Source organism: Xanthomonas sp. DAR 35659 (assembly GCF_041242975.1).
Classification (GTDB): domain Bacteria; phylum Pseudomonadota; class Gammaproteobacteria; order Xanthomonadales; family Xanthomonadaceae; genus Xanthomonas_A; species Xanthomonas_A medicagonis.
In genome coordinates this window covers 5,224,926-5,242,628 of record NZ_CP162488.1, presented here as the reverse complement: position 1 = coordinate 5,242,628, position 17,703 = coordinate 5,224,926, and the positions used below count along the sequence as shown (strand labels likewise).

13 protein-coding genes and 1 pseudogene are annotated in these 17,703 nt (G+C 68.9%); 8 read left to right on the top strand and 6 right to left on the bottom strand.

Going from position 1 to position 17,703, the window contains the following annotated elements; genetic code table 11:
- The 6 genes from AB3X07_RS22275 to AB3X07_RS22250 all read left to right on the top strand — a co-directional run bounded on the left by AB3X07_RS22275 (nucleotide 1) and on the right by AB3X07_RS22250 (nucleotide 6,267).
- Nucleotides 1-666, top strand: a complete 666-nt coding sequence (locus tag AB3X07_RS22275; RefSeq protein ID WP_369941369.1) for a cation transporter — start codon at nucleotides 1-3, stop codon at nucleotides 664-666.
- Nucleotides 667-839: 173 nt separating this feature from the next.
- On the top strand, nucleotides 840-1,076 hold the full coding sequence (rpmB, locus tag AB3X07_RS22270) for a 50S ribosomal protein L28 (RefSeq protein WP_160969509.1): 237 nt from the start codon (nucleotides 840-842) through the stop codon (nucleotides 1,074-1,076).
- Between the two features lie 10 nt (nucleotides 1,077-1,086).
- A complete protein-coding gene (rpmG, locus tag AB3X07_RS22265; RefSeq protein ID WP_169411268.1) occupies nucleotides 1,087-1,254 on the top strand; it encodes a 50S ribosomal protein L33 in 168 nt (55 codons plus the stop codon).
- An 88-nt stretch (nucleotides 1,255-1,342) separates the two neighbouring features.
- Entirely contained in the window at nucleotides 1,343-3,133 is a 1,791-nt protein-coding gene (locus AB3X07_RS22260; RefSeq protein WP_369941367.1) for a serine hydrolase domain-containing protein, read from the top strand.
- 169 nt (nucleotides 3,134-3,302) lie between these two features.
- Nucleotides 3,303-4,721, top strand: a complete 1,419-nt coding sequence (cls, locus tag AB3X07_RS22255) for a cardiolipin synthase (protein WP_369941365.1) — start codon at nucleotides 3,303-3,305, stop codon at nucleotides 4,719-4,721.
- 115 nt (nucleotides 4,722-4,836) lie between these two features.
- Nucleotides 4,837-6,267 (top strand): FAD/NAD(P)-binding protein, encoded by a 1,431-nt coding sequence (locus AB3X07_RS22250; protein WP_369941363.1) that lies wholly within the window; start codon nucleotides 4,837-4,839, stop codon nucleotides 6,265-6,267.
- Between the two features lie 193 nt (nucleotides 6,268-6,460).
- Here the strand turns inward: AB3X07_RS22250 and AB3X07_RS22245 are convergent, their stop codons facing one another.
- On the bottom strand, nucleotides 6,461-7,978 hold the full coding sequence (locus AB3X07_RS22245) for an MFS transporter (RefSeq protein WP_369941361.1): 1,518 nt from the start codon (nucleotides 7,976-7,978) through the stop codon (nucleotides 6,461-6,463).
- Nucleotides 7,979-8,095: 117 nt separating this feature from the next.
- On the opposite strand from AB3X07_RS22245, the gene AB3X07_RS22240 reads away from it, so the two are divergent.
- Both AB3X07_RS22240 and uvrD read left to right on the top strand, forming a co-directional pair.
- On the top strand, nucleotides 8,096-8,977 hold the full coding sequence (locus tag AB3X07_RS22240) for a LysR substrate-binding domain-containing protein (protein ID WP_369941358.1): 882 nt from the start codon (nucleotides 8,096-8,098) through the stop codon (nucleotides 8,975-8,977).
- A 70-nt stretch (nucleotides 8,978-9,047) separates the two neighbouring features.
- Nucleotides 9,048-11,249, top strand: a complete 2,202-nt coding sequence (gene uvrD / locus AB3X07_RS22235) for a DNA helicase II (RefSeq protein WP_369941356.1) — start codon at nucleotides 9,048-9,050, stop codon at nucleotides 11,247-11,249.
- Nucleotides 11,250-11,294: 45 nt separating this feature from the next.
- Here the strand turns inward: uvrD and AB3X07_RS22230 are convergent, their stop codons facing one another.
- The 5 genes and pseudogenes from AB3X07_RS22230 to AB3X07_RS22210 form a co-directional block, all read right to left on the bottom strand.
- On the bottom strand, nucleotides 11,295-11,681 hold the full coding sequence (locus AB3X07_RS22230; protein WP_369941354.1) for a VOC family protein: 387 nt from the start codon (nucleotides 11,679-11,681) through the stop codon (nucleotides 11,295-11,297).
- Between the two features lie 110 nt (nucleotides 11,682-11,791).
- The gene (locus AB3X07_RS22225) at nucleotides 11,792-12,286 is read right to left on the bottom strand and encodes a hypothetical protein (protein ID WP_369944844.1); all 495 of its coding nucleotides are present in this window, start codon (nucleotides 12,284-12,286) and stop codon (nucleotides 11,792-11,794) included.
- 368 nt (nucleotides 12,287-12,654) lie between these two features.
- On the bottom strand, nucleotides 12,655-14,592 hold the full coding sequence (locus tag AB3X07_RS22220; protein ID WP_369941352.1) for a M61 family metallopeptidase: 1,938 nt from the start codon (nucleotides 14,590-14,592) through the stop codon (nucleotides 12,655-12,657).
- A 388-nt stretch (nucleotides 14,593-14,980) separates the two neighbouring features.
- Nucleotides 14,981-16,851: pseudogene (locus AB3X07_RS22215) on the bottom strand (XVIPCD domain-containing protein).
- 18 nt (nucleotides 16,852-16,869) lie between these two features.
- The gene (locus AB3X07_RS22210; RefSeq protein ID WP_369941350.1) at nucleotides 16,870-17,493 is read right to left on the bottom strand and encodes a hypothetical protein; all 624 of its coding nucleotides are present in this window, start codon (nucleotides 17,491-17,493) and stop codon (nucleotides 16,870-16,872) included.
- Nucleotides 17,494-17,703 lie beyond the last annotated feature (210 nt).

Below are 17,703 nucleotides of genomic sequence, written 5' to 3'. Positions count from 1 at the left end.
ATGGCCGACGACTGCTGCGGTTGCGGCAAGACCCTGGACGTGGCGGCGATGCAGGTGCGCCAGCGGCGGGTGCTGTGGTGGGTGCTGGCGATCAACGCCGGCACCTTCGCGATGCTGCTGGGCAGCGCCTGGCACAGCGGTTCGGCCTCGCTGCTGTCCGGCAGCCTGGACAATCTCGGCGATGCGCTGACCTATGCGCTGAGCCTGGCCGTGGTCGGCGCCAGCCTGGCGGCCAAGGCGCGGGTGGCGCTGCTCAAGGCGGCGCTGATCCTGGCCGCGGCGTTGGCGGTGGCCGTGGGCATCGGCTGGAAGCTGCTGCACCCACAGCTGCCGCTGTTCGAGAGCATGGGCGTGGCCGCGGCACTGAACCTGGCGGCGAACCTGCTGTGCCTGCGCCTGTTGTGGCCGTACCGGCGCGGCGACATCAACCTGGCCTCGGCCTGGGCGTGCTCGCTCAACGACGTCTACGAAGGCGGCGCGGTCATCCTGGCCAGCGTCGCGGTGTGGGCGTTCGGCGCCGGCTGGCCGGACCTGCTGATCGCCGCGGCGCTGCTGCTGCTGTTCCTGCGTTCGGCCTGGCAGGTGGCGCGGCGCGCCTGGGCGGAACTGCGCCAGGCCCGCGCGACGCCGGTAAGTGCTTGCGACACAAGGGAAAGGCATGCATAATGCGCGGCTCGCTGTGCCCGACTGCTGTCGGGCCGGCGGCCGGATACGCGATCTCCGGCCGGCCTCTCCCAGCGTAACTGCTTGATTTCCCACGTCGCGTGGCCGCCCGCAAGGCTGCCGGGGCCGCCGTCTCCCAGGCTATGGGCGACTCAAACTATCTATCGAGGTGCGTAATGTCCCGCGTATGTCAAGTGTCCGGCAAGCGTGTGCAGACGGGTAACAACGTCTCCCACGCCAACAACAGAACCCGTCGTCGCTTCCTGCCCAACCTGCACGAGCGCCGCTTCTGGGTCGCCAGCGAGAACCGCTGGGTCAAGCTGAAGGTTTCCGCGCACGCGCTGCGCACCATCGACAAGAACGGGATCGATTCCGTTCTGGCTGAGCTGCGTGCGCGCGGCGAAAAGGTCTGAGGAGTAGAGCATCATGGCAGGCAAGCGCGATAAGGTCCGTATGATTTCCTCGGCCGGTACCGGTCACTTCTACACCACGGACAAGAACAAGAAGAACACCCCGGGGAAGATGGAATTCCTCAAGTACGATCCGGTCGTGCGCAAGCACGTCCTGTACAAGGAAGGCAAGATCAAGTGATCGGCTGATCCTCGGATCGCCTTTCCAGGTCGACACGGAACCCGCCGCAAGGCGGGTTTCGTGCGTCTGGGGGTATGGGGTTCGCCGCATGCGCACAGCGCGCGCCGGCGCCGGTACGATCCGCAATGACCGGACGGACCGGGGTGGGGGGACGGGCATGAGGACATTCAGCCGCCGCCAGGTACTGGCGCTGGGGGCGACGGCGATGCTCGCGCGGCCGCTGCGTGCGGCCAGCCGGGCCGATGCGTCCCACTACGCGGCCTTGATCCGAGAACGCATGGCCAGCGACGGCCTGGTCGGCGTCAGCGCCGCCATCCTGCGCGATGGCGCGATCGGGTGGAGCGCGAGCTTCGGCATGGCGGACCACCTGCGCTCGATCGCGATGACCACGCGCACGCCGGTCGCCATCGGCTCGATCACCAAGACCTTCACCGCGCTCGCGCTCCAGCAGCTGCACCACCGGCGCAAGCTCGATCTGGACGCGCCGCTGCATCGGCTGCTTCCCGAATTCGCGATCGGCATGCGTGGCTTCGACGCCGATGCCATCACGCTGCGCAGGATCGCCACCCACACCTCCGGGCTGCCGACCGACGAATTCCGCGATCTGGAACTCGAACGCGCCAGTTATCTCGACGTGCCACGCCTGCTTCGGGAATCGGACATCGCGGCGTGTCCGGGTACCATCGGCTTGTACTCCAACGCCGGCTACAGCCTGCTGGGCAATGTGGTCCAGGTCGCGAGCGGGCAGGACTACCGGGCCTATGTCCGCGACCATATCCTGCGCCCGCTGCGGATGGCACGCTCGGGTTTCGCCGGCGATCCGGCGCTGCCGACGCCTTCGAAAAGCCACTATCCCGGCGGCCGCGTCGCGCCTGCGTTCGAGTTGCGCGACCAGCCCGCCGGCGGCCTGTACGCCAGCGTCGAGGACCTGATGCGCTATGCCCGCGGCATGATCGCCGGATGGCGCGGCGATGCGGCGAGCGTGGTCCCGCACGCCGTGGCGCAGGAGATGTTCGCGCTGCACAACGCCGACATTCTGGTCGAGACGAACAAGAAGGGATTCGGCTGGTTCCTGTTCGACGACGGTCGCTGTACCGCGCCCTATCATGCGGGGAGCACCATCTATTCCAATGCGGCGCTGTTGCTGCTGCCGCAACGCAACGCCGCCGCGGCGATCGTCGTCAACACGGTCGGCGGCGATGGGCTGGCGCAGGATTTCGCCTTCGACGTCCTGCAGCGCCACGGCATGGCGCCGCGCAGCATCCGGCCCGCGCCACATCTGCCTGCGCCCGACCCGGATGCCGGCGAAATCGAGATCGCCGCGACCTCGCTTGCCGCCCATGTGGGCGACTACGCCAGCAAGAACGGCTATCTGAGCGTCGAACGCGACGGACCCGCCCTGCGCGAGCACAGCGACGGCGCCTGGTCGCTGCTGCGGCCCTTGGCGAACGGCGGATTCCGCGCCTATGCGCTGCACGACGGAGCGCTGCGGCCGACCGGCGAGGAGCGGCACTTCGTCGATGTCGGTCCTTATCACGTGCTGTTCCGCCGTGCTGCCGGGGACGAGTCCGCATTGGCGCACCGGGTCGACGCGGCGACGGTCGACATCGCGCCGCTGCTAGGCTGCTACACGCATTTCGGCTACCAGACGGCGGGTGCGGAACAACTGCTCGCGGCGCATGTCGAGCGCTGGGATGGGCGTCTGCCGATGCTGCGGCTCAGCTACAACACCGGAGATTATCGCTATCCGTTGCTGTTCAGCGATGCGACCCGTGCGATCACCGGCGGCCTGGGGCCGGAGATGACGGGGCAGACCGTGCGCTTCGAGGACGGCGGCAAGGTGCTGGTCTACGCCGGGATCACCTTCCGCAAGCAATGACAGGCGCACGCGCCGGGAGCGCATGTGCCGCGGACGGGCGCTTTGGCCGCCGTCGCCTGCGCATCCGCTGCGAGGCGGTCCGATCGCGGTAGCCCCTGCAGGCGCCCCTGCGGTTGCGTTTGCCGCCGGCTCGCGCAGAATCGACCGACCTGGTTGCAAAAGGCTCGCGATGCTGCCGTTCTGGTTGGAAGGCACCTGGCTGTTGGCGCTGGACTGGCTGATCCGGCTGGTGGCCTTGCTGTGGATCCCCGCGCGGACCACCCCGGGCGCCGCGCGCAGCTGGCTGCTGCTGGTCGGCTTCGTGCCGGTGCTGGGGCTGCCGCTGTACCTGCTGCTGGGCCATCCGTGGCTGTCGCGCGAACGCATCCAGCGCCAGGCGCTGGCCTCGCAGGTGATCCGCGAGCAGCAGGTGCCGCTGACCGCGCTGCGCTGGAGGCCGCCCGCCGACACCGCGATCGCCGAAGTGGTGCCGCTGATCGAGCGCCAGGGCGATTTCATGCCCACCCACGGCAACACGGTGGAACTGCTGGACCGGTATGCGGCGTCGCTGCAGGCGCTGATCGACGACATCGACGCGGCGGTCGAGCGCGTGCACCTGCTGTACTACCTGATGTTCGACGACGCGGTCGGCGACGCGGTCGTGGCCGCGCTGTTGCGCGCGGCCGCGCGCGGAGTGCGCTGCCGGCTGCTGCTGGATGCGCGCGGCGGCCGCCGCGGACTGCGCCGCTACCGCAAGCGGCTGCGCGCGGCGGGGATCGAGGTGCAGGCGTTGCTGCCGGGCGGGCTGCGCTGGCGCCGCAGCGGGCGCATGGACCTGCGCAACCACCGCAAGATCGCGGTGATCGACAACCGCGTCGGCTACATCGGTTCGCAGAACCTGGCCGCCGCCGAGTTCGTGCGCGGCCATCCCAACCGCGAACTGGTGGCGCGGGTGCAGGGGCCGGTGGTCGCGCACCTGGAAGCGGTGTTCGCCAGCGACTGGTTCATCGAGACCGGCGAGCGCCTGCGCGTGACCGAAGTCACCGCGGTACACGGCGCCGACACCGCCACGCAACTGCTGCCTAGCGGCCCGGCGTATCCGTTCGAGAACGCGCGCGACGCGGTCAACGCGCTGATCCACCTGGCGCGGCGGCGCATCGTGATGGTGACGCCGTACTTCGTGCCCGACGAGGCCACGCTCAGCGCCCTGCGCATCGCCGCGCTGTCCGGGGTGGACGTGCAACTGATCCTGTCCGAGAGCAGCAACCAGCGGCTCACCGCGTGGGCGCAGGAGGCGTACTACGACGAGCTGCTGCGCAGCGGGGTCAAGATCGCGCTGTACCGGCCGTGCTTCCTGCACGCCAAGCACCTGAGCGTGGACGAGGGCATCGCCCTGGTCGGCTCGATCAACCTGGACATCCGTTCCTTCGCGTTGAACGCCGAGATCGGCGTGCTGTGCTACTGCAGCGAGGTGGTGCAGCGGCTGCGCGCGGTGGAGGCGGACTACCTGGCCGATGCGCGCGTGCTGTCGCTGGAGGCCTGGCGCAAGCGTCCGGCCTGGCGCCGCAGCCGCGAAGGCATCGCGCGCCTGGCCGATGCGCTGATGTGAGCGTGCGCGAACGTGACGGTGTGATGGCAGCGCCATGCGCATTGTTCGGCAGCACATGCGCGATGGTTCTTAGCGAGCGGCGGAGCCGGTGGGGGCATCCCTTACAATCGCAGGCATGAGCGACCTCCAGCCCGCCGACGCCGGCGATTGTACGAACGCCTGCGATATCGCCATCGTCGGCGGCGGCGCGGCCGGCGTGCTGGTCGCGTTGCAGGTACTGCGCCAGTCCGGCACCGCGCTGCGCGTGCAGCTGATCGAGCCGGGAGCGGCGCTGGGGCAGGGCGTGGCCTATGCCACGCCCTGCGCGGAGCATCTGCTGAACGTGCCGGCCGGACGCATGAGCGCCTTCCCCGACCTGCCCGACGATTTTCTCGACTGGCTGCAGCAGCAGGCCTTGTACCCGGCGCTGTCGCCCGAGGCGTTGGCGCAGGCCTATGTGCAGCGCCGCCATTATGCCGCCTACCTGCGCGCGCGCCTGGCGCAGGCGCAGGCGGCCGGCCCGGCGCAGCTGACCTGGCGACAGCAGCGCGTGCTGGCGCTGGACCGCGACGCGCGCGGGCAGACGCTGCACTTGCACGATGGCACGATGCTGCGCGCGCAGGCCACGGTGCTGGCGCTGGGCAACAGCCTGCGCCCGCTGCCGGCGCGCGGCGCCGCCAGCCTCGCCGCGCCGGCGCGGGTGGAGGCCTGGGACTACGCGCAACTGCAGGCGATTCCGCGCGAGGCCACGGTGTGCATCGTCGGTTCCGGGCTGAGCATGGCCGACAGCGTGCTGACTCTGCTGGCCAATGCGCACCGCGGCCCGGTGCACGTGGTGTCGCGGCACGCGTTGCTGCCGCTGCCGCACGCCGCGCACGGCGAACCGGCCGAGTTCGATGCGCAGGCCTTGCTGGCGATGCCGTTGCGCCAGCGGATGCGCGCGCTGCGCCGGCATGCGGCCGCGGCGCAGGCGCAAGGCCAGCCCTGGCAGAGCGTGATGGACCGGGTGCGGCCGCTGGTGCAGGCGCTGTGGCAATCGCTGTCGGTGGCCGAGCAGCGCCGCTTCCTGCGCCATGGGGTGCGCTACTGGGATGTGCACCGGCACCGCATCGCCGCGCCGGTGTTCGCGCAACTGCAGGCGATGCGCCAGGTCGGCCAGTTGCGCCTGCACCGCGCGCGGCTGGACACGGCGTTCGCGGTCGGCGCCTGCGTGCAGGTCAACGGCATGGGCGCCGACGGCGTGCCGCTGCAACTGGACGCGCATTGCGTGGTCAACGCCACCGGCGTCGAACTGCGCGCGCAGACCATGCGCAATCCGCTGCTGCACCAGTTGCTCGGCTGCGGCCACGCCGCGCCCGGGCCGCACGGCATCGGCGTGGCCAGCGCCGCCGATGGCGCGCTGCTCGATGTCGATGGCCAGGCCGATCCGCGCCTGCGCGTGCTCGGCAGCCTGCGCATCGGCAGCCTGTGGGAAAGCCTGGCGATCCCGGAAGTGCGGGTGCAGGCGCAACAGACCGCGCAGGCGCTGCTTGCGCTGGACCTGTCGGCGCCCGCCGCCGCGCACTGAGCGCCGCGGGACCCGTCGCCCACCTCGACGCAGTGCGGCGCGGCGGCGCCATCCGGGCACCTCGCGTCGCGCGCGCTTGCCGCGACGGACCGGCGCGTGCCGGTGCATAGGCGGCTTCAGCCGCCGCGACGCGCAGCGCCGGTCATGCCCATCGCGGCCGAGACAGCGCCCGCGCATGCGTGTCCCGCCTCGATCAGCGCTTCTCCTCCACCGCGTTCCGTGGCGTGCGCCCGAGCAGCATGCAGATCGCGACCGCCGCCAGCGCGGTGATCGCCGCCAGCAGCCGGGTGAGCGTGCCGAAGGCCGCGGCGTAGGCCGACCGCAGCTGCGCCGCGGACAGCGCGCCCTCCTGCGCCGAGGCCGACAGATCGCCCGCGACCAGGCGCTGCGCGGTGTCCGCCAGGGTCGCGTGCGGCAGCAGTGGCGCGATCGCGGCCAGCCGCGCCTGCAGCAGCGCCGCCAGTACGGCGGCCACGCCGGCCAGGGCGATGCCTTCGCCGGCCACGCGCAGGGTGCCGAAGATGCCGGCGGCCATGCCGGCGCGTTCGCTCGGCACCACGCTGACCGACAGCGCGTCCATCAGGCCCCAGGGCAGCGCGGTGCCCGCGCCGATCAGCAGCAGCGCCGGGATCGCCTGCGCCGGCGGCCGCGCTCCGAGCCAGCACAGGCCGGCCGCGGCCAGCGCCAGCCCGGCCGCGGACAACCAGGCCGGGGCGATGCGCTGCGCCAGCGCCGCCGCCAGCCGCGGCACCAGCAGCATCGGGGCCGACAGCGCGAGCAGGGTGAGGCCGGCACTGGCGGGCGGCTGGCCATCGACCCCGATCAGGCGCAGCGGCAACACCACCAGCAACACCACGTAGCTGTAGCAGGTGGCCACCGGCAGCAGCTGTACGCCGACGAAGCGCCGATAACGGAACAGGCGCAGGTCCAGCAGCGGGTGGCGCAGGCGCCGTTCGATCCGCACGAAGGCGAGCAGCAGGATCGCGGCGGCGCCGAGCAATGCCAGGGTCGTGACGCTGGCCCAGCCGCTGTGCGGCCCTTCGATCAGGCCGGCGGTGAACAACGCCAGCGCCGCGCTGAAGCTCAGTGCGCCGGCGCGGTCGGGCGGGCCGGTGGCCGGATCGCGCGATTCGGGTAGCCAGCGTGCGGCCAGCGCCCACGCCAGCGCCGCGACCGCGGCCACGCCGACGAAGATCGCGCGCCAGCCCAGCCGTTCGCTCACCGCGCCGGCCGCCAGCGGACCGAACGCCAGGCCCGTCCCGAAGGTGGTGCCGAGCAGGCTGAACGCACGCGTGCGGGCGGCGCCGTCGTACAGCTGCGCCAGCGCCGCGGTGCCGGCGGCCAGCGCGGCGGCCGCGCCCACGCCCTGCAGCGCGCGCCACAGGTCCAGCGTCGCCACCGAGCCGGCCGCGCTCACGCCCAGGGTGGCAGCGGCGAACAGCGCCAGTCCGCCCAGGAACACCCGCTTGCGGCCATGCCGGTCGGCGAGTGCGCCGGCCGCCAGCAGCAGGCTGCCGAAGCTGAGCATGAAGGCGTTGCTGACCCAGGCCAGCGCCAGCGCGCTGCCGCCCAGCGCGGCACCGATCGCCGGGGTGGCGATGGCGCCGCCGGAGAAGTTCAGCGGCAGCGCCAGGGCGGCCAGGCAGACCGCGGCCAGGGCGGCGCCGCGGTGCCGCGTGGAGGAGGGGAGGGAGGTCGAAAGGGACGTCATCGCAGAAGGCTCTGCCGGCGGGTGCCGGGGTCGCCATTAGAGATAGCCGTGCGGCAATTGGCGAAAAAGGCCCTCGATTTCCATTCTTTCCGGAACGAAACGCTCTAATATCCCGGGATGGATCGGCTCACCGGCATCGTCGCCTTCGTCCGTGCCGCCGAACAGCGCAGTTTCGTCGGCGCAGGCCGCGTGCTCGGCATCTCGGCCTCGGCGGTGGGCAAGAGCGTGGCCGCGCTGGAGCGCGAGCTCGGCGTGCGCCTGCTGCAACGGACCACCCGGCGCATCGCCCTGACCGCCGAGGGCGCGCTGTTCCTGGAGCATTGCCAGCGCGTGCTGGCCGACCTGCGCGAGGCCGAGGACGCGCTGGCGCAGACCCGGCAGGCGCCGCGCGGGCGGCTGCGGGTCGGCCTGCCGACCATCGGCTACCGCTTCCTGGTGCCGCTGCTGCCCGAGTTCCGCCAGCGCTATCCGGACGTGGAACTGGACCTGGAGTTCGACGACCGCGTGGTCGACCTGCTCGAACACGGCCTGGACGCGGTGATCCGCAGCGGCGTACAGGCCGACTCGCGGCTGCTGGCGCGGCGCCTGGGGCCGTTCCGCTTCTGTCTGTGCGCCGCGCCGGACTACCTGCGCCGCCGCGGCGTGCCGCAGACCCCGGCGCAGCTGGCCGCGCACGATGGCGTGCTGTTCCGCGTTCCCGGCACCGGCAAGCCGCAGGACTGGCCGCTGGCGCAACCGGCGCCGCTGCCGCCGGCGGTGCTCACCTGCAACAACATGGAAGCGGTGCGCGCGGCGGCGATCGCCGGCATGGGCATCGCCTGCATGCCGGCGTTCCTGGCCCGCGACGCGCTGGCCGACGGCCGTCTGCAATCGGTGCTGGACGCGCACCTGGCCGAGGGTGGCGCGTTCTTCGTGGTGTGGCCGTCGCGCCGGCAACTGTCGCCGAAGCTGCGCGTATTCGTGGATTTCCTCGCCGAACGGCTGTTCCGCGCCGATTGATGCCATCGCGCGCGCCGATCGGCGCGCGCCGTCGCAGCCGCTGCGCCGCCGCAACCGGTAAAATGTCCGGGTGGATGTCTCCCATTTGCTCGACGATCTGAACCCCGCCCAGCGCGAGGCCGTCTCCGCGCCGCCCGGCCACTACCTGGTCCTGGCCGGCGCCGGGTCCGGCAAGACGCGCGTGCTCACCCACCGCATCGCCTGGCTCAACGAAGTCCAGGGCGTGCCGGTGCACGGCATCTTCGCGGTCACCTTCACCAACAAGGCCGCCGGCGAGATGCGCCACCGCGCCGACCTGCAGTTGCGCAACGGCAGCCGCGGGATGTGGATCGGCACCTTCCACGGCCTGGCGCACCGCCTGCTGCGCCTGCACTGGCAGGACGCCAGGCTGCCGGAAAGCTTCCAGGTGCTCGATTCGGACGACCAACTGCGCTTGGTCAAGCGCGTGGTGCAGCAGCTGGAACTGGACGAGGGCAAGTTCCCGCCCAAGCAGATCGTGTGGTGGATCAACCAGCAGAAGGACGAGGGCCGCCGCGCGCAGCACATCCAGCCGGAGCCGCGCGACGAGTGGACCAGCACCCTGCGCAGCGCCTACGCGCTGTACCAGGAACGCTGCGACCGCGCCGGCCTAGTCGACTTCGCCGAGCTGCTGCTGCGCGCGCATGAGTTGCTGCGCGACAATCCGCCGCTGCTGGCGCACTACCGCGGGCGCTTCCGCGAGATCCTGGTCGACGAGTTCCAGGACACCAACGCGATCCAGTACGCGTTCGTGCGCGTGCTCGCCGGCGACAGCGGGCACGTGTTCGTGGTCGGCGACGACGACCAGGCGATCTACGGCTGGCGCGGCGCCAAGGTCGAGAACGTGCAGCGCTTCCTGAAGGATTTCCCGAGCGCGCAGACCATCCGCCTGGAACAGAACTACCGCTCCAGCGCCAACATCCTCAATGCCGCCAACGCGGTGATCGCGCACAACCCGGACCGCATCGGCAAGCAGCTGTGGACCGATTCGGGCGACGGCGACCCGATCGACCTGTACGCGGCCTACAACGAGATCGACGAGGCGCGCTACGTGGTCGAGCGCGTGCGCCAATGGGTGCGCGACGGCGGCAGCTACAGCGAGGCGGCGGTGCTCTACCGCAGCAATGCGCAGTCGCGCGCGTTCGAAGAATCGCTGATCGCCGAGCAGGTGCCGTACCGGGTGTACGGCGGCATGCGCTTCTTCGAGCGCGCCGAAATCAAGGACACCCTGGCCTACCTGCGCCTGGTCGCCAACAGCGCCGACGACGCGGCGTTCGAGCGTGCGGTGAACACGCCCACGCGCGGCATCGGCGATCGCACCCTGGACGAAGTGCGGCGCCTGGCGCGTGCGCAGTCGTTGTCGCTGTGGTCCGCCGCCCAGCAGGCCGCGCAAGCGGGCGGCGATCTGGCCGCGCGCGCGCGCAACGCGCTGGCGCAGTTCCTGGGACTGATCGAACAATTGGCCGCGGAAGTGGCCGGACTGCCGCTGCCCGAACAGATCGACCAGGTGCTGGCGCGCTCCACCCTGCGCGAGCACTGGAGCAAGGAGAGCCGCGGCGGGCTGGATTCGGAATCGCGCACCGACAACCTCGACGAACTGGTGTCGGTGGCCTCGCGCTTCGTCCGCGCCGACGGCGACGAGGAGGCCGACGAGGGCCGCCAGGCGATGACCGAGCTGGTCGCGTTCCTGGCCTACGCCTCGCTGGAGGCCGGCGAAGGTCAGGCCCAGGCCGGCGAGGACGGCGTGCAGTTGATGACCCTGCATTCGGCCAAGGGCCTGGAGTTCCCGCTGGTGTTCCTGGCCGGCATGGAGGATGGCCTGTTCCCCAGCGCGCGCTCGCTGGAAGAGAGCGGGCGCCTGGAGGAAGAGCGGCGCCTGGCCTATGTCGGCATCACCCGCGCGCGGCATAAGCTGGTGCTCAGCTACGCCGAGTCGCGGCGCATCCACGGCCAGGACAACTACAACGTGCCCTCGCGCTTCCTGCGCGAGATCCCGCGCGACCTGCTGCACGAAGTGCGGCCCAAGGTGCAGGTGTCGCGCGGCGCCTCGCTGGGCGCGCCGCGCACGCTCGGCCACAGCGTCATCGAAGCCCCGGCGATCAAGCTCGGGGCCAACGTGCAGCATCCCAAGTTCGGGGCCGGCGTGGTCATCGACTACGAAGGCAGCGGCGCGCACGCGCGCGTGCAGGTGCAGTTCGACGATGTCGGCGCGAAATGGCTGGTGATGGCCTACGCGAACCTGACGATGACCTGATGCGTCCGTCGCCGCTGCCGTACGCGGCAACGGCGACGCCGGTGTTCACTGCCCGGCGGGCGGCTCCCACAGCTCCACCTTGTTGCCTTCCGGATCGATGACCCAGCCGAACTTCCCGTACTCGGAGTCGTCCACCCGATCGAGCACGTTGCAGCCTTCCTCGCGCAGGACCGCGACCAGCGCATGCAGGTCGTCCACCCGGTAGTTGATCATGAAGGGCGCCGTGCTGGGCGCGAACTGATCGCTGTGCGCCGAGCCGATCGACCAGACGGTGCTGCCGGCGACCGGCACGCCGGTGGCGTCGGTCCAGGTGAACGCGGTGCCGCCCCAGTCCTGCACATCGATGCCCAGATGGCGCTTGTACCAGGCCTGCAGCGCCGCGGGATCCTGCGCCTTGAAGAAGATGCCGCCAATGCCGGTGACGCGCTTCATGCAACCTCCGGAAAACGGGTGGGTGATGAAGACGCCAGGCGGCGTCTTCGTGTGGAACCGCACCGCCGACGCACTGCAAGATGCAGCGCCCGGCGCTGGACAGCGTTGCGTCAGTGGCGCGGTGCCGCTGCCGGGACGCGGGTGAAATAATTGATGCGCATCGCCGGACTGCCGTCCGGCGCGAACGCGGCGACGGTCTCGGTCATCGAGCGGCCATCGGCGGCCACGGTATAGATGCGGGTCGAGGCGCCGCTCCTATCCTTGGCCAGCATCATCACCAGCACGTTGGGCGCCGGGCGCTGCAAGGCCATGGTATCGGCCTCGAAGCTGCTCTTCACCGGCGTGGCGCGGCCATCGAGGGCGGCGGCGCCTTCGGCATGCAGCGTGCCGCCGCTCTGCTCGACGATGTCGGCCCTGACAAGCACCTTGCCATCGGCGGCCTGGCCGAACGTGAGGGTCACGCTCTTCGGCCGCTCCTGCGGCGGCTTGGGGATGCGCGACACATCGACCGCCCAACTGCCGAGCAGGGGCGAGGACGTCGGCGCGTCGGCGTGCGCGGCCGCGCATGGCAACAAGATCGCCACCACCACGGCGGCAAACAGCATCTTCATGTGACCTCCCAGGGGCGTTCGGCTTGCAGTGGACGAACAGGTCAGCGGCGATGCGGCGACAGGGCCTTGCACGACCGCGTGATCGCGCCGAGGCGTCCAACGGGAGCGACGCGATCCCTGCAGACGGTCATGGGATCCTTCCGTGGAATGCCGGCGCTGCGACGCTAACATTGCCGCCGCCCGGCAACAAGCGGAGCCGGGTCGGCGCAGGAGAGGCCATCCCCGGACACGGTAGTTGCGCGCGAGGGCCCATGGCGCGCCACCGGCGAGATGGCCGGCCAGTTCCTCGAATCCTGCCCGCGCCGCTCCCGCGCGGCCAGCCCGCGCAGTGGCTGCGGGGCTGGCCTGGCAGCCGAATGGCGTCAGCGTCGCGCGGCGATGATCTGGCTCAAGCTGTCCGGCGTGCCGTCCACGCGCACCAGATGCGGGTACTGCAGGCCGCCGTGGTAGTTCACCTCCACACTGCGGACGCCGCCCTGGAACTTCAGCGTCAGCACGATCGGCGCGGTGCCGCCCTTGGCCTCGGCGATGGCCTGCTTGAGCACCTCGCGCGTGTAGTCCTGGCCGTTGACCGCCAGCAGCGTGGCGCCGGTGCTGATGCCGGCCTTGAACGCGGGTCCGTCCCACACCACGTCGTTGATGCTGGCGTCGTCGTTCATCACCAGGCCCAGCGACCAGGCGAAGTTGTAGCGGTGGCGCGCCGACTGGTGGCGGCTGTCGTACTGCTTTTCGAACGCGCTCGGCTGGTCGGTATAGACCAGCTTCCAGCCGCTGGCCTGCAACCCTTCCAGCAGCGGCGGGTTCACTGCGTCCACGCGGGGTGCGAGGAAGCCGGCCCAGTCGAACGCGGCCACGCCATTGAGCGCGGCGACCACGTCGTCGAAGGTATAGGTCCTGACCGCATGGCTGCCGTCGTCCATGCCGAAGAAGGCCTTGGCGAAGTCGTCCAGCGACTTGCGGCCGTGGCTGAGCGCGCGCAGCTTGGCGTCCACCGCCAGCCACAGCATCTGCCCGCCGCTGTAGTAGTCCTCGCTCATCTGCCAACTGCGGTACGGCAGCGGCGCGCGGTGCGCGGCGGTGGGATCGTTGGTGGTGTCCTCCAGCGAACGCCACTGGAACCCCTCGCGGTTGCGGTCGTAGTTGGCCGCGGTCATCGCCAGCGCATCGCGGAACTGTTCCGGCGTCCACATCCCGGCGCGCGCCGTGAGCACGTAGCCCCAGTACTGGGTCTGCCCCTCGTAGACCCACAGCAGCGAATCGCCCATCGGCACGTTGAAGGTGGGCGTCCACAGATCGGCCGGACGCCGGAACTTGCCGTTCCACGAGTGCGTGTACTCGTGCGCCAGCAGATCGCGATCGGGTGCGTTGTCGGTCCATGCGCTGAAGTAGTCCGCCTCCAGCCCGTTCTCGCTCGACTGGTGGTGTTCCAGGCCGTTGCCGGCCAGCACGTCGGACAGCGAGAACAGGAAGTCGTAGTGGTCGTAGTGATGCGCGCCGAACAGCTTGAGCGCCTGCACGGCCAGGTTGCGGTGCGCCTGCAGCTGCGCGGGCGTGATCTCCAGCGACGCCGGCGTATCGGCGACGACGTCCAGATGCACCGGTGCCCCGCCCGGCGGGGTGAGATCCACGCGCTTGAAGTAGCGCCCGGCATAGATCGGCGAATCGACCAGGGTTTCGAAATCGACCGGCTTGAACGTGGTGGTGGCGCCGGCCTGCGTGGCGGTCTCCAGCGCCGTGCCGAACTGCCAGCCTGCCGGCAGGGTGACACTGGGCACCACGGTGATGCCATGCGTGTAGTGGCCGGCGGGATACAGCGCCAGCTTGTTCCATTCCAGCTGCAGCATCCTGTCGGTCATCTCGAAGCCATCGTCGCGCGGCGACAGGTACTGGAAGCTGGCTTCGATCGCGGACACGCCCTGCGGCACCTCCACATGGAAGCTGTAGACATCGAAGGTATCGCGGCGCCACGCCAGCGGCGCGCCGTTGGCGGTGAGCCTGAGCCCGGCCAGCATCGCCACCGGCCCGCTCGGCGAATGGTCGCCGGGGATCCACTGCGGGTACTGCAGCGTCAGCCGTCCGGCCGTGACCGGGATGGTCTCGCGCACCCGGTAGATGCCCTGGCGCACGTCGCCGGCGTCGACCTGCAACGTGATGCTTCCCGGATACGGCGTGTCCTGCGGCGCCGGCACGTCGGGCGTGCGCACGATGTGCGCGACGGCCGTGCCCGCGAATGCCAGGGAAGTGCCCAGGGCCAGCGCCAGGCGAGCGCGGAGGGGAAGAGAAATGGCTGGGACGGACATGCGGACGCTCCGGCGGCTTGGAAGTGGGAAGGGCGAGCGCGGGACGTTAGCACCTGCGGGGCATGGTTGGTGCGGCTGTCGGTAGGTTTGTGAGGGTCGAACTTTTGCAACGGCCAGTGGCTTGCGCCGTAGTCGGTCGATCGCGCCGGCATTTGGCTACGAGCCTGCGGATAGTCCATTGGGAACGCGACCGTGCCGCGCCAAAGTTATCGCTCAGTGGCGTGGGCTGGCGCGCCTGCGCTATGCGGTGGCCGTCGCGTACGCGCGGCGGCTTGTATCGCCAAAACGCGCGGCCGCGATGCAATGGCTGTCGCGCGCCATATCGTATCGCTACGGCGTTTGGACAGGACGCTCGCCAGATGCGGCAAGACATTGAACTCGGCAAGGTCTACCGGGTAGGTCCGCCCTGGCTGGGATCGTTGATGCTGCGCGACAGCTTTTGCTGCTGCGCCATTTGCCGTTCTTGGGCGATGGCTTGATTGGCCTGTTGCAGTTTCGCGTCCGATTGTTCGACCGGCGTCTGGATGGCCTGTTCGATCGACACATGCGCGCGCTTGTGCGCGGGATCGTCCAATGCACCTTCCACGGCGAAGATATTGCCGGTCTTGCCCATCAACACATGATCGACGCGGCCCAGTGCGTTCTCCGCAAGCGATTGGTTGCCCGCGTTGGGGTAAGCCTCACGGTTGTCCTTGCACGCGGCCAGCAGGCTGCGGCTGACGCATTCACTCATGGCGTCGTAGGGCTTGCCGATCCCTTCGTCGATCTTGCGCACGCCACCGCGGATCTGTTCCAGCATGGCGTGGTCGGGATGGGCTGGATCGTCCGGCCCGAACGGAGCGGCAGCGGGCGCGGCGGCGGTCGCTGGTACGTAGGTATGATCCTGTGCAGGGCTGACGCTGCCGTCCTGGGTATGGTCGAAATGATGTAGCGCCGGCGGCGTCTTGCTGCTGTCGTAGTAGGGCCGGGGCGTCTTGTTGCGGCCCAGGTCCAGTCCCTCGTTCTCGATCAGGTCTTCCCTCAATCGAAGGCCGGCCATGTCGATGGTGACCCTGGGCCTAGCGCCCTGGAACGTCACATTGGCCTGGTCCTCCGCCTGCACGATCTTTTCCATCGCCCACGTACCGTAATAGTTGGGGTAATCCGCGGTGGGTCGGAGGTTGCCGGCATGGTCCTTGTGTTCGCCGATGCTGACGGGGCGTTGGCCGGGTTGGGCGTAATTTGGAGACGGGCGGTCGAAGTAGTGTTGGCCCATCGCGGCGATGTTGCCCGGCGTCTGCGAGAGCGTGCCGTCCTGGTTGAACACAAGGCCAGGCTTTGGATTTATCGCGCGTGTCGCAGTGTCTCTTTCGACAAAGTCCATAACGCGATCGTTGCGGGTCTGATACATCGCGGCAAGGCCGGAATTCGGGTTGCTCTGCTTTTCCTTGCTCAACAGCGCATTCCATCCCGCAATCTCGGCCTTGGCTTCATCCTCTCTTCCAGCCTGGATGTACGCGCGCAATTCGTCCGTATAGTCGTGAATCGGTGCTCTAACCTGGGCTTGCGCAGCGATGTCGCGCAAGAAGTCGGCCGTCGCTTGGGTCTTTGCCGGATGATTGAAGCTGTGCTGAATCTCGTGCCCCAGCACGAAGGTCATGTCTGTGTCGTTGAATCTGCCTTGAGAGTTGCTGGCAGATCTCGTTTGCAATCCCAGCGGCGGCAGGTTCATCGACCTGTTGTCGCCATCATAAGTGCCGCCCGCAGTGGTGCCAGGGCCGACAAATCCAAAGCTCTCGATCGGGCGCGTTGTTCCCCCGGGGCAATCGTCGTCGCCTTCTTTATTTCATCGGCCAGTACGGGTGAGCCGTTGATGGTGGACTGCAAATTGTCGAGCATGTCCTGAGTAACGGGATGGCTGTTTCTTGCGGCGTCTTGATACGTGCTGTGACCGAATTCGACCGACATCTGTTGGACTTGCAATGTCTCCTTCAAGTCGCTGCTCGCTGCCGTCGCAGAAGGTTGGAAGCTTGCCGCCGGCAGCGTCACTACGCCGCTCTGGATGTCGTAGGTACCCGCCAGGTTCGGTACCGTGCCGTTCGCGCCTTGAAGGGCGAAGCCACGCAAGTGCCCTGCTTGCGCTTGTTGATCGAATTGCCGCAACAATGTGGCATCGGCCGTGATTGCCGAGCGCAGTTGTGCGACCTGGTCAGCGCTGACGCCTTGTTGGCTGGCGAACTGTGCGATCGCGGCTTCGAGTTGTGGACTGGAGTTTGCCACTGGCTGCTCCTATCTCGACTAGTTCAAGGTGCCGATCGATTTCACGCACATCCGTCCCGGCGAGCCTGCGACCAGATTCTGGGGGATGATCGACAGATCGATGTCGCCCCCGGTTCCGCCCTCCGCGAATTTCGTGTAGCGCCAGCTTTGCAGTTGCCCGATCTCACCGTAGACCGGAGAGACGACGAATCCCATTTCCTTCAACGCCTTGTCGTAGTGATCGAAGTCGAGTGCACAAACCGCACCCATCTCTGAAAATTCATCTTTTTCATGTTCGAAAGACAGGCTGATGCCCCTTTTGAGCGATGCGTACTCGGGCATGAAGTCAAGGGAATAACTCCAGCCGCCCTCTAGTGGCTGGACATAGAAATAGGACTCAAGTCCTTCCTTGGGATAGGAAACGTGCTTCAGGGTGAGGCCGATGATCTCCTGGATGCGCTCAAGGCTCAAATCGTCCCGCGATTTCAATCCCTTCAGCAGCTTCAAGAACCGCGTGCCGATTTCCTCTGCACTGAGCGCGGGATTATTGGTCTGGGGCGCTTCGGATGTGGACGTGTGGGCTGCTCCATTCGCGGGCATCACTGACTTCTTTGGAGTTTGCGCGCAGGCGCAGACCGCCGTTGCGCAGAGGAAGGCACTCAAGAGCGAAGACGTTCGTGGTAGCCGCATTGGCGCGTTCCTTGCTGCTGACCCGGAAAAGTGTGTCACCTTCGTGTACGCATGGCGTTAAATTTCTGCAGTGGCTGGCTCGGACTGAGCGCTGATATCGACCCGCTGCGCCGGGCGCTGCATGGCGCCCCCTCCTTCTAGCACCGAATTAACCTCCGCCGATGCGATGATGTGCCCTCTCCA